Source organism: Cupriavidus phytorum (assembly GCF_003254285.1).
Lineage (GTDB): Bacteria > Pseudomonadota > Gammaproteobacteria > Burkholderiales > Burkholderiaceae > Cupriavidus > Cupriavidus phytorum.
The window spans coordinates 161343-172784 of sequence record NZ_QKZN01000007.1; the positions used below are offsets into that span (position 1 = coordinate 161343).

The window sequence follows — 11442 nt, forward strand, 5'->3', positions numbered from 1 at the left end:
GCGAAGGCCCCATTCTGGAGACCGGGAAGTGATTTGTACAATTCATCGTTTCAAAGACAATGATTGTCAAAGACTATGATTAAGGCATAGGCACCGCCTATCGGTGCGGAAGCCATTCGGCCCGCGCGGACGAAAAAGCATATTTTTTCGGGAAAACCCCGGGGAGTGCCCTATCATGCGGCATCTCCTCCGACTCCCTTCTTCGCAATGACCCGACCTTGCCGCCTGCCGTACCGCCACCGGTGGGCATCCCTGCTCGCGCTGTCGCTTGCGCTGGCCCTTCCCGCGCACGCCCAGACGCTGAAGAAGCCGGCACTGGAAGCCCTGGCCGGCAACAGCGCGGCCGCGGCCAAGGCGGCCCAGGCCGACCTGCCTGCCTTCATGGCGGCGGCGGCCAAGGCCGAGCCGACGGTCGCGCCCGCGGTGGCGGCGTGGCAGTCGAAGGCGCCGCTGTCGGGCGACAACCTGGTCAATGTCGCCCGGCTGCTCGGGGTCTACAACCGGCTGCGCAACGAGGCCGCGGCCATCGACGTGCTCGGCAAGATGGTGGCGCTGCGCACCGTGCGCGAGGAAAAGATCGCCCAGCACGAGAATCCCGCCATCATCGAGTTCGGCAAGATGATCGAGGGCATGGCGCGCGAGTTCGGGCTGGCCTATCGCAATGTCGACAACCGCGTGTTCGAGGTGACCCTGCCCGGCGGCGGCAAGGACACCTTCGGCATCCTGACCCACGCCGACGTGGTGCCGGCGGTAGCCGAGGAATGGGTGCTGGACGACGGCACCAAACTTGACCCGTTCCGCATGACGCGCATCGGCGACCTTCTGTACGGGCGCGGCACCATCGACGACAAGGGCTCGATCGCCGCGGTGCTGTACGCGATGAAGACCGTCAAGGAAAGCGGCGTGCCGCTCGAGCGCAGCATCCGGCTGATGATCGAGACTACCGAGGAAACCGGTGGCGACGGCATGAAGTACTACCGCCAGCACACCTCGCTGCCCGAGTACAACGTCGTGCTCGACAGCAAGTATCCGGCCGTGGTGACCGAGAAAGGCGCGGGCACGCTGACCGTCTCGTTCGGCATCAAGGCTGCCGACGACAAGCGCGCGCCCAGCCAGGCCGAAAGCAAGGGCCCTGCGATTGTCGCGATGCGCGGCGCGGCCTCGGCCAACGCCATTCCCGAAACCGCGACCGCGCGCATCGCCGGCGGCGATCCCGCCGCGGTGGCCACCGCGCTGGAACAGGCGCGCGCGGAGTTCGTGCGCCGCTACACGCCGCGCGGCAAGTTCTCGATCGACGTCAAGCGCGCCGGCAACGATGTCGAGGTCAAGGTCACCGGCGCCTCGGCACACGGCTCGCGGCCCGAAGAAGGCGTGAACCCGCTGCCGCGGCTGGCGCTGTTCCTGCAGGCCAGCGGCGTGCGCTTCGCCGAAAACCACTACCTGAACGCGGTCCGCTACCTGAACGACCTGTATGGCCTGGACTACCTGGGCAACCGCATGGATGTGGCCTACCGCGATCCGTTCATGGGCCCGCTGACCATGTCGCCGACGCTGGTGCGCGAGCGCGGCGAATACGTCGATGTGGTCACCAACGTGCGCATGCCGCGCGGGCGCACGCCGGACGAGCTGGGCGGCAAGATCACCAAGCGCATTTTCGGCTGGGCCGCCACCCATGGACCGGTCGAGATCAAGTACGACCAGGGCAACTGGATGGCGCGCGATCCGAAGGGCGCGTGGCTGTCGACGCTGCTGAACATCTTTGGCGACACCACCGGGCTGGAAGCCAAGCCGGTCTCCACCGCCGGCAGCACCACCGCCAAGCTGATGCCCAACGCCATCAACTTCGGGCCGGCCATGCCGGGCAAGAAGTACACCGCGCACAACGCGCGCGAGTACAAGGAAGTGGCCGACCTCAATCTCGATATGCAGATGTTCACCGAGATGCTGGTGCGGATCGGCAACCTCGACAAGATGCAGTAAGCCGGCCGTTTGGTTTTGCCCCTGTCCCGCGCGCGGGACAGGGGCATCCCCATTACAACCCCAGCTCGCTCAAGCCCGGATGCCCGTCCGGGCGCCGCCCCAGCGGCCAGTGGAACTTGCGATCCTCTGACCGGATCGGTGCATCGTTGATGCAGGCAAAGCGCATGCGCATCAGCCCTGCCTCATCGAATTCCCAGTTCTCGTTGCCGTATGACCGGTACCAGTTGCCGGAATCGTCGTGCCATTCATAGGCAAAGCGCACGGCGATGCGGTTCTGCTCGTGCACCCATAGCTCCTTGATCAGGCGGTAATCCAGCTCCTTCTGCCATTTGCGCTGCAGGAAGGCGACGATATCGGTGCGGCCGTTGACGAACTCGGCGCGGTTGCGCCAGGCGCTGTCGATGGTATAGGCCAGCGCCACGCGCTCCGGGTCGCGGCTGTTCCAGCCGTCCTCGGCGGCGCGGACCTTGGCGATGGCGGTTTCGTAGGTAAACGGAGGCAGCGGCGGACGGGTCTCAACGGGTGAGGACATGGAAGCTCCTTCAAGGGAAAGGCATTGAACTGCGGAGAATTAAAACTGCGGAGAACTACAGGTGATACAGGTCTGTCTCATTATTGGTAGACAGACCTGTCTTGTCAACGCAGGATGGCGGACGGAATTTGAAAGCAAGACCCGGAGTGTGCCGCGCACGGGCCAGGCCTAAAGTTGGCACCATGCAGGCACAGGACAGGAGATTCGCAGTGGGCACAGGCCAGATTCAGCAGCGGGAAGTAGCGGTCGCCGGGCCGCGCCGTCCGGTACCGCAGGCACCTCGCGCCGATGTGGCGCGCCGGCATGAGGCAGACGTGGTGACCCGGGTCGACGGCATCGACTGGGTCGCGGTCGCGCGCGAGCTCGATGACTATGGCTGCGCATCCATCTCCGGCTTGCTGTCCGCCGACGAATGCGACGCGCTGGCGGCGGGCTATGGCAATGATGCGCTGTACCGCTCGCGCATCGAAATGCGCCGGCACGGCTTCGGCCAGGGCGAATACAAGTACTTCCGCTATCCCCTGCCCGGCCTGGTCGCGGGACTGCGCACGGCGCTCTATCCGCACCTGGCGCCAGTGGCCAACCGCTGGAATGCCGCGATGGGCATCGACGTCCGCTACCCCGCCGCGCATCGGGACTTTATCGCGCGCTGCCATCACGCCGGGCAGTCGCGGCCGACACCCTTGCTGCTGCGTTACGGCCCGGGCGACTACAACTGCCTGCACCAGGACCTGTACGGCGAGCACGTGTTCCCGCTGCAGGTCGCGGTGCTGCTCTCCGAGCCCGGTCGCGACTTCACCGGCGGCGAGTTCGTGCTGACCGAGCAGCGCCCGCGCATGCAGTCGCGCGCCGAGGTGGTGACGTTGCGCCAGGGCGATGCCGTGGTGTTCGCGGTCAGCCAGCGGCCGGTGCAGGGCAGCCGCGGCAGCTATCGCGTCAACCTGCGGCATGGTGTCAGCCGGCTGCATGCCGGACAGCGCTACACGCTCGGCATCATCTTCCACGACGCTACGTGAGGCATCCATGACCCGATCCATCCGCCGTTCCGCACCGCCAGCCGAAGCCACCCTGGTCGAACAGGATCCGCGCTGGGCGCGCGTGCTGGCGCGCGACCCCGGCGCCGACCGGGACTTCGTCTATGCGGTCCGAACCACCGGCGTGTATTGCCTGCCGAGCAGCCCGTCGCGCCTGCCGCATCCGGCCAATGTCGAGTTCTTCGACAACGCCGCCGCGGCCGAAGCCGCCGGCTACCGGCCCAGCCGCCGTGCCGCGCCGCCGGCGCTGGCGGCACGGCGCGCGGCCATGGTGGCCGAGGCCTGCCGCCGCATCGAGGCCGCCGACGCGGTGCCCACGCTGCCGGAGCTGGCCAGCGCCGCGGGCATCAGCCCCTACCACTTCCACCGCCTGTTCAAGAGCGGCACCGGCCTGACCCCGCGCGCGTACGCCGCCGCGCATCGGGCCAGGAAACTGCGCGAACAGCTGGAAACCAGCGACTCCGTGACCGAGGCCATCTACGACGCCGGGTTCGGCTCAAACAGCCGCTTCTACGAGACCGCCGACGCCGTGCTCGGCATGACCCCATCACGCTACCGCGCCGGCGGCGCCGACATCGATATCCGCTTTGCCGTCGGGCAATGCTCGCTGGGCGCGATCCTGGTGGCGCAGAGCCAGCGCGGCGTCTGCGCGATCCTGCTGGGCGACGATCCGCAAGCGCTGCTGCAAGACCTGCAGGACCGTTTCCCGCGCGCAAACCTGATCGGCGGCGACGCGCAGTTCGAGCAACTGGTGGCACAGGTGGTGGGGCTGATCGAAGCGCCTTCGATCGGCCTGGCACTGCCGCTGGACGTGCGCGGCACCGCGTTCCAGCAGCGCGTATGGCAAGCGTTGCGTGAAATCCCGGCCGGCAGCACCGCCAGCTACGCCGAGATCGCGGCCCGCATCGGCGCGCCGCGCGCGGTGCGCGCGGTGGCGCAGGCCTGCGCGGCCAACCACCTGGCGGTGGCGATTCCCTGCCATCGCGTGGTGCGCAGCGACGGCGACCTGTCGGGCTATCGCTGGGGCGTGGCGCGCAAACGCGAACTGCTGGAGCGCGAGGCGCAGGGCTGAAGCCGCGCGCCGCTCAGCGCAAAGCGGGCGCCTGGATCTTTGCCAGGTAATCGTGGATCTGCGCCACCACCGCCGCGCCTTCTCCGACCGCGGCGGCAACGCGCTTGGTCGATCCCGCGCGCACGTCGCCGATCGCAAACACCCCCGGCACGCTGGTCTGCAGTGGATACGGCACCGCCGCCGCGCAGCCCAGCGCGCCGCCGCCGGTGCGCACGAAGCCCTTGTCATCGACCTCGACATGGCAGGTGCGCAGCCACGCCGCATTGGGATCGGCGCCGATGAACAGGAACAGGTGCCGCACCGCCATGGTGACCGGCGCGGGATGCTCGGCGCGGCAATCGTAGTGCACCGCGCTGAGCCAGCCGTCGCCGTCGAGCGCGCTGATCTGTGCGTGCGTATGCAGCGTGACATTCGGCAGCGCGGCGATGCGGTCGATCAGGTAGCGCGACATGGTGGCGGCCAGGCCCGGACCACGCACCAGCATATGCACGTGCGCGGCGTGCGAGGCCAGGAACACCGCCGCCTGCCCGGCCGAATTGCCGCCGCCCACCAGCATTGCCGGCTCGTTCTTGCACAACTTGGCTTCCACCGGCGAAGCCCAGTAGTAGACCCCGCGGCCTTCGAAATGCTCGAGCGCGGCGATGCGGGGGCGGCGGTACTGCGCGCCGGTGGCGATCACCACGGTATGGGTCGGCACCATGCGGCCGTCGGCCAGCTCCAGCCGGATCGGATCGTCGCCACAGTGCAGTGCCTTCACCTCCAGCGGAATCGCGATGTGCGCGCCGAACTTGAGCGCCTGCACGAACGCGCGCCCGGCCAGCGCCTGTCCGGAGATGCCGGTCGGGAAGCCCAGGTAGTTCTCGATGCGCGCGCTCGCGCCCGCCTGCCCGCCCGGCGAGCGGCAATCGATCACCGCCACCGACAGGCCTTCGGAGGCGGCATAGACCGCCGTCGCCAATCCCGCCGGCCCGGCGCCGACCACCACCACGTCATAGACGTGGTCGGGGTCGAACTCCGGCAGCAGGCCGAGGCACGACGCCAGTTGCCCCTCGTCCGGGGCGCGCAGCACGCGGCCGTCGGCGCAGATCACCAGCGGAAAGTCGCTCGCGGGCGCGTTGGCATAGTCGAGCAATAGGGAGCAGTCGCGGTCGGCGTCGATATCGATGACGGTATGCGGGTAGCCGTTGCGCCGCAGGAAGGCCTGCAGCGCCAGCAGCTGCGGCTCGGTGCCGTGGCCCACCAGCACCGGGCCGCTGCCGAATTCGATCAGTCCGACGCGGCGCAGGATCAGCGCACGCATGATGCGCTCGCCCAGTTCGGCCTCGGCCACCAGCAGCGCACGCAGCCGGTCCGGCATGATCACGTAGCCGTGGGTCTCGGTGACGGCGACGCCGTCGACCAGCGCGGGGCGGCCGGCCAGGGTGCCGACCTCGGCCAGGAAGTGCCCGGCGCCCTGCTCGGTGATCTGGTGTTCGCGTCCCAGGCCATCGCGTCGCATCACGCGCACGCGGCCGCTGGTGACCAGGTACATGCCGCGCCCGGACTGGCCGATGGCAAACAGCTTCTCGCCCGCGTGCCAGCTCTGCGGCGTGCCGAAGCGGCGCACGCGCGCCATCTCGTCGGCGGTCAGTTGCGGGAACATCTGGTGCCAGCGTGATTCCAGCGTGGAGAAAGGTGCCTCCAGGCCGCCACCGGCCTCCGCGCCCGGCTCCGTTTCGGCCGCCACCGCCTCCGCCTGCAAGTTCGCCATGCTGCCTCCCTGATGACATCGGTACCTGCCGGATCGCCCGTAGCCCGGCTGCCGCGGCGCGGCTTATCGATAGTAGACGGCGCGGCGGGGAATGCGAGCCGGGGGCGTGAACAGTTGCGCATTGCGCCGGCTTGGGATTGAATGGTCGCCTCGGCGCTCCGGCAAGCCCGGACCGCGCCGCCACCGTCAGCAAAATCAAGCCTTGATGCAATCCACCCCTGAATCCGATCCGACCCCGTCCAGCGACCGTCCCGCGCGCCCGGCATTGCGCGCGCTCACGCCCGTCGAAGGACGCGTGCTTGGCGTGCTGGTCGAAAAGCAGCACACCGTACCCGATACCTACCCGCTGTCGCTCAACGCGCTGGCTTCCGGCTGCAACCAGAAGACCGCGCGCGCGCCGGTGATGAATGTCAGCGAGGCCGAGATCCTGGAGGCCATCGACGGCCTCAGGAGCCTGAGCCTGGTGTTCGAAGGCAGCAGCAGCCGCGTGCCGCGCTTCGAGCACAACATGCAGCGCGCGCTCGGCGTGCCGAGCCAGTCGGTCGCGCTGCTGGCGATGCTGCTGCTGCGCGGCCCGCAGACGGCCGCGGAATTGCGCCTGAATACCGCGCGCCTGCACAGCTTTGCCGACATTTCCTCGGTCGAGGCCTTCCTCGACGAACTGGCAAGCCAGACGCCGCCGCGCGTGGTACGCCTGCCGCGCGCCCCCGGCGCCCGTGAAAACCGCTGGATGCATCTGCTGAGCGGCGAAGCCAGCGCCGCCGCGGCCGCCGAAGACAGCGGGCGTGCCGCGGACGGCGACGCCGCACCGTCGGCTGAACTGGAACAGCTGCGCGCCGAGCAGCAGGCCCTGAGCGAGAAAGTGGCCAGGCTGCAAGGCCTGGTCCAACACATGGCCGCGCAACTCGGCATCTCCGCCGACGAGTTTCTCGGCTGATTCCCGGCACCACCACCCCGCCGAAAACGCCGACCCGCCCTTGCTGGCCCAAGCCAACGGGCGGGGTAAACTTGTGGCGGTTAATTGCACTATTAAGCAAAAGATCGCACTCGCCGCGGTGGCAGGCCGAACTGTCGGATGGCCCGTACGTCGCCTATCCTTTTTTGCACAGGACGCCGACAAGCCAGGGGAGACCGCCGCAGCCATGGACAAGACAGCCTTTGTATTCGCCGGCGGCGGAAGCCTGGGTGCGATCCAGGTGGGGATGCTGCGTGAACTGGCGGCCTGGGGCGTGACACCGGACATCGTGATCGGCGCGTCGGCCGGGGCCATCAACGGCGCCTACTTTGCCTGCAACCCCGGCGTGGAGGGCGCGCACCGGCTCGACGCGCTGTGGCGCGCGATCCGGCGCACGGACATCCTGCCGTGGAGCTGGCGCAGTGTCTGGAACATGTTTGGCGGCAGCCGCGGCCACCTGGTGGAGGCGACGGGTTTGCGCAGCCTGCTGGCGCGGCATTTCGGGCCGCGCAACCTGGAGGCCGCCGACCTGCCGCTGCACGTGGTGGCGACCGACATGCACAGCGGCGACGAAGTGGTGCTGTCGAGCGGCAGCATCGTCGACGCGGTGCTGGCCAGCGCCGCCATTCCCGGCGTGTTCCCGCCGGTGCAGTTGGCGGGCCGTACCCTGATCGACGGCGGCGTGGCCAACAATACGCCGGTGTCGACCGCGATCGGCCTGGGTGCCACGCGGGTGATCGTGCTGCCGGCGGGCTTTACCTGCGCCGAGCGCCGCCCGCCGCGTGGCGCGCTGGAGCATGCGTTCAACGCGCTTTCGCTGCTGGTGGCGCGCCAGCTGGTGCACGACCTCCAGCACTTCGCCAATCAGGCGCAGATCAGCGTGGTGCCGCCGCTGTGCCCGCTCGACATCTCGCCCTACGACTACTCACGCTGCGGCGAACTGATCGACCGTGCCGCCGCCACCACGGCCGAGTGGCTGCGCGCCAGGGGCCTCGACACCCCCCGCATCCCCGGCGCCCTCGCCCCGCATTCGCATGACGAGACGGCACCGAGCTGCAGCGCCGACATTCCGGCGGCAGCGCCGCACTGAAGCCGCTGCTCAGCGCGGGCGCGCACCGCACGGGCCTGCATTCCCAGGCTGTAGCGAACTGCCGCGATGTCGCCGGGACGGCAAGCCGCCCCGGCACGATTGCTACAATCCGGCGCATGCCCAGCCAAGCCGAACGCAGCGCCAGTACCCGCCAGTCCCTGATCGACGCCGCCGCAACCCTGCTCATCGAGCAAGGCTACGCGGCCTTTGCCGAAGCGCGCGTGTGCGAGCTGGCGGGCACCAGCCGCGGCTCGCTGCGCCACCACTTTCCGGAAGGACGCTACGACCTGCTGCCGGCCATGCTGAAGTCGCTGCTGGAGCGCGAAGCCGACCGCCTGGCCGCGCTCGGGCCGCTGGGTCCGTCACTGCGTATGCACCTGATGCTGCATGTGCTGGCAAACCGGCCGCAACGGCATGCCTCGCTGGCGATCCTGGAGGTGTGGATGGCAACGCGCGGCGACATCCGCCTCGCCCGCGCCGTGCATGAACCACTGGCGTCGGTGCCGCAGCGGCTGTTCGGCCAGCCGCCGGACGCGCCGCCCCAGCCGGAATGGCTGGCGCTGCGCTGTTTCCTGCATGGCGCCACCTTGCACAGCTTCGCGCCGGACTACGATGCGCAGCAACTGTCCGAGGCCGTGCGCTGGCTGATCGCGCAGCTGCCACGACCCGACGGCCTGGACGCGGTGCTGGCCCGGATGCTGGCCCAGCCGCGCTAGCGTGCTGGCATGCCCACTCAAGGCAGCCGCGCCAGCAGCCGGTCGTGCAGCGCCGGCGGCAATGCCAGCCGACCTTTGCGGCCCGGCGCGGCCGGGTCGAACACCACCGCCTGCCCGTCCCAGCTGAGCCGCACCGGCCCGGTACTGGTGAAGGTGCGATGGGCCAGCACCCGGTCGCGTTCGGCGCCATAGATCCGCAGCAAGATGCGCTCGCCGCCCAGGTAGCAGTATTCGGCGGCATAGCGGGCTGCGGCGTCGACGGCCGGCACGCGGCGGCAGTTGTGCGCGCCGGCTCGCTCGGTAACGCCGTGGCCGTAGACGATCGCGGTCCAGATCGCGCCGACCGCCAGCGCGCGGCCGGCGCTGACCAGCAGCATGTGCCGGGCCCGCGCCGGGCGCCCCTGCGGCGATGCCATGACATAAGCCACCGCGCGGAACGCGGCCAGTCCCAGCAACAGCAGCGCCACCGCGGCCAGGTGGAAATAGACCGCCGAATCCGGCATTGACGCCATGATATGGGCCATCCCTGCCCTCCTCCCCGTAAATGCCTGAAGCCACGGCCGGCCAGGGCCAGCCCGCATCCGGCATTCAACCAGTCCCGAACCAAATAAATCGGCGGGATTTATTCCCGCTAATCAATAATGCACGCCTTATTTCCATTCACGGCACCAGAATAATCAAGCGCCGGGATCGCGCCAATTCGGTGTATTCCCGCTGTGCTATTTTTGCAGGGCGTTATGTGAATGATTTGCCGAAGGCAGGCTCGCCAGCAGCCAGAGCAGCCGTGCCGCCGTTGGCGCCACGATCGCTGCCAGCGCCGCGGCCGTGCCCGCATCACCGTCGCGGGTGGCATGCTCGAGCCGCTGCGCCATCAGCCGCAGCGCATGGCAGCCGACATAGTGGGCGGAGGCCTTGAGCCGGTGCGCGACGCCCCGCACCGCCTCCAGGTCCGATCCGGCCCGGCGCAGTTGCGCTAGGTCAGCGCGGGTCGAGGTCACCAGCGCCTGCAGCAGTTCCTTGGCGAATGCCGGATTGCCGAACGTTTGCGCGGCAATGGCCCCGGCGATGCCTGCGGCCTCGCGCGCGGACAGCGCCACGTAGTGCTGGCCGGCCAGCATGGCGAGCAACGTTGCTTCGGTGACCGGCGCGTACAGTATGGCCACGCCGGCGTCCGCGCCAGCCGCCGGTACCGCGCCCGGCGGCAACACCACGGCGCAAACCGCGCCGCGGGCGCGCCATGCGTGCATCAGCGAGGAAGGCACCGCGGCAGCGGCACACGCCATCACCAGTTCGACATCGGCGGCCATATCCGCCTCTGGCGCGCCCACGTCGATCCGCACCACAAAGCCGAGGTCACGCAGGATCCGGGCGGCATCCGCCAGCCAGCCAGGGTCGCCCGCGGGTGCCAGCAGCAAGGCCCTGGGGCGGGACTGCGCTTCGGCCGCGTCCACGTTATCCCACCGCAATATGGTGGCGCCGCGCAAAATCGATGACATCGACAATCGATTTTGCGCCCAGTTTTTCCATCACCCTGGTCTTGTGCGTGCTGACGGTCTTGTTGGATATAAACAAGACCTGTCCGATTTCCTTGTTCGTCATGCCCTTGGCCAGCATCTGCATGACCACCAGTTCCTTGTCCGACAGCGAGGCCAGGCGTTCGGCTTCATCAGCCAGCCCGGATTTGCCGTGGTCGATCTCCGGCATCACCGTATAGCCCGCCAGCACCGACTCCGTGCACCGCACGATTTCGGCCAGCTCCTGCGTCTTGCTGACAAAGCCGTGCGCGCCGGCATGGCGCGCGCGGGGCGCGAAGGCGTTCTGGTCCTGGCCCGAGATCACCAGGATGCGCACCGTGGGATGGCTGGCCTTGAGGCGCGGAATCACGTCCAGCCCGTTGATCTTGGGAATATCCAGATCCAGGATGACCACGTCCGGCATGTATTGCCGCACGATCTCGATGGCCGCCTGGCCATTGTCCGCCTCGAGCACGTGGGTGATGCCCAGCACCTGGGAAAAGTGCGTCTTGAGTACGGCACGCACGGGCGGGTGGTCATCGACGATCAGGATGGTGGTCAAGCTGTACTCCGTTGCAAACATCGCGTTTTCCGCGCGAGCGGGCACATCATTGTGCTAAGGCTTTGCGCCTTACGAAACGAGAAATTTCCGAGGCACGGGTGGTTTCTTCCGAAAGGCCACGCCTGCCATGGCGGCGGTGCCGCTCATGTGATGCACCGCAAACGTGCTGGCATAGCGGTGCTGCCGACATGCTTCCCATCGCACCGCAAACGGGGCCAGATTGTGTTCTATATGTGG

The 11442-nt window shown here is 68.4% G+C and carries 11 protein-coding genes; 6 read left to right on the forward strand and 5 right to left on the reverse strand.

All coding sequences use genetic code 11. From position 1 onward, the window contains the following. Positions 1-207: 207 nt before the first annotated feature. Positions 208-1980: a dipeptidase gene (locus tag C7416_RS18945; RefSeq protein ID WP_111520354.1), complete on the forward strand. Its 1773-nt coding sequence runs from the start codon at positions 208-210 to the stop codon at positions 1978-1980. A gap of 52 nt (positions 1981-2032) precedes the next feature. Here C7416_RS18945 and C7416_RS18950 read toward each other — a convergent pair whose 3' ends face one another. After that, positions 2033-2512, reverse strand: a complete 480-nt coding sequence (locus C7416_RS18950; protein ID WP_111520355.1) for a nuclear transport factor 2 family protein — start codon at positions 2510-2512, stop codon at positions 2033-2035. A gap of 209 nt (positions 2513-2721) precedes the next feature. Here C7416_RS18950 and C7416_RS18955 point away from each other — a divergent pair, with 209 nt between their 5' ends. Further along, on the forward strand, positions 2722-3528 hold the full coding sequence (locus tag C7416_RS18955) for a 2OG-Fe(II) oxygenase (protein ID WP_258401120.1): 807 nt from the start codon (positions 2722-2724) through the stop codon (positions 3526-3528). Positions 3529-3535: 7 nt separating this feature from the next. Beyond that, on the forward strand, positions 3536-4618 hold the full coding sequence (ada, locus tag C7416_RS18960; protein WP_111520357.1) for a bifunctional DNA-binding transcriptional regulator/O6-methylguanine-DNA methyltransferase Ada: 1083 nt from the start codon (positions 3536-3538) through the stop codon (positions 4616-4618). Positions 4619-4631: 13 nt separating this feature from the next. On the opposite strand, the gene C7416_RS18965 is transcribed toward ada, so the two are convergent. Further along, entirely contained in the window at positions 4632-6368 is a 1737-nt protein-coding gene (locus C7416_RS18965) for an FAD-dependent oxidoreductase (RefSeq protein WP_111520358.1), read from the reverse strand. Between the two features lie 205 nt (positions 6369-6573). Between C7416_RS18965 and C7416_RS18970 the strand changes: the two genes are divergently transcribed. The 3 genes from C7416_RS18970 (at position 6574) to C7416_RS18980 (ending at position 9129) form a co-directional block, all read left to right on the forward strand. Next, the gene (locus C7416_RS18970) at positions 6574-7305 is read left to right on the forward strand and encodes a YceH family protein (protein ID WP_111520359.1); all 732 of its coding nucleotides are present in this window, start codon (positions 6574-6576) and stop codon (positions 7303-7305) included. Positions 7306-7510: 205 nt separating this feature from the next. Then, positions 7511-8413, forward strand: a complete 903-nt coding sequence (locus tag C7416_RS18975) for a patatin-like phospholipase family protein (protein ID WP_111520360.1) — start codon at positions 7511-7513, stop codon at positions 8411-8413. Between the two features lie 116 nt (positions 8414-8529). After that, positions 8530-9129: a TetR/AcrR family transcriptional regulator gene (locus tag C7416_RS18980; RefSeq protein WP_111520361.1), complete on the forward strand. Its 600-nt coding sequence runs from the start codon at positions 8530-8532 to the stop codon at positions 9127-9129. 17 nt (positions 9130-9146) lie between these two features. Here the strand turns inward: C7416_RS18980 and C7416_RS18985 are convergent, their stop codons facing one another. The 3 genes from C7416_RS18985 to C7416_RS18995 form a co-directional block, all read right to left on the reverse strand. Continuing rightward, the gene (locus C7416_RS18985) at positions 9147-9653 is read right to left on the reverse strand and encodes a hypothetical protein (protein WP_111520362.1); all 507 of its coding nucleotides are present in this window, start codon (positions 9651-9653) and stop codon (positions 9147-9149) included. Positions 9654-9848: 195 nt separating this feature from the next. Further along, positions 9849-10580, reverse strand: coding sequence for an Hpt domain-containing protein (locus tag C7416_RS18990; protein WP_258401121.1), 732 nt, complete (start codon positions 10578-10580; stop codon positions 9849-9851). A 1-nt stretch (position 10581) separates the two neighbouring features. Further along, positions 10582-11205 (reverse strand): response regulator transcription factor, encoded by a 624-nt coding sequence (locus tag C7416_RS18995; protein WP_111520493.1) that lies wholly within the window; start codon positions 11203-11205, stop codon positions 10582-10584. Between the last annotated feature and the right edge of the window lie 237 nt (positions 11206-11442).

Coding starts and splice junctions, on each gene's coding strand:
- C7416_RS18945 (WP_111520354.1), top strand. CDS start 208: ATGACCCGACCTTGCCGCCTGCCGTACCGCCACCGGTGGGCATCCCTG.
- C7416_RS18950 (WP_111520355.1), bottom strand. CDS start 2,512: ATGTCCTCACCCGTTGAGACCCGTCCGCCGCTGCCTCCGTTTACCTAC.
- ada (WP_111520357.1), top strand. CDS start 3,536: ATGACCCGATCCATCCGCCGTTCCGCACCGCCAGCCGAAGCCACCCTG.
- C7416_RS18965 (WP_111520358.1), bottom strand. CDS start 6,368: ATGGCGAACTTGCAGGCGGAGGCGGTGGCGGCCGAAACGGAGCCGGGC.
- C7416_RS18970 (WP_111520359.1), top strand. CDS start 6,574: ATGCAATCCACCCCTGAATCCGATCCGACCCCGTCCAGCGACCGTCCC.
- C7416_RS18975 (WP_111520360.1), top strand. CDS start 7,511: ATGGACAAGACAGCCTTTGTATTCGCCGGCGGCGGAAGCCTGGGTGCG.
- C7416_RS18980 (WP_111520361.1), top strand. CDS start 8,530: ATGCCCAGCCAAGCCGAACGCAGCGCCAGTACCCGCCAGTCCCTGATC.
- C7416_RS18985 (WP_111520362.1), bottom strand. CDS start 9,653: ATGGCCCATATCATGGCGTCAATGCCGGATTCGGCGGTCTATTTCCAC.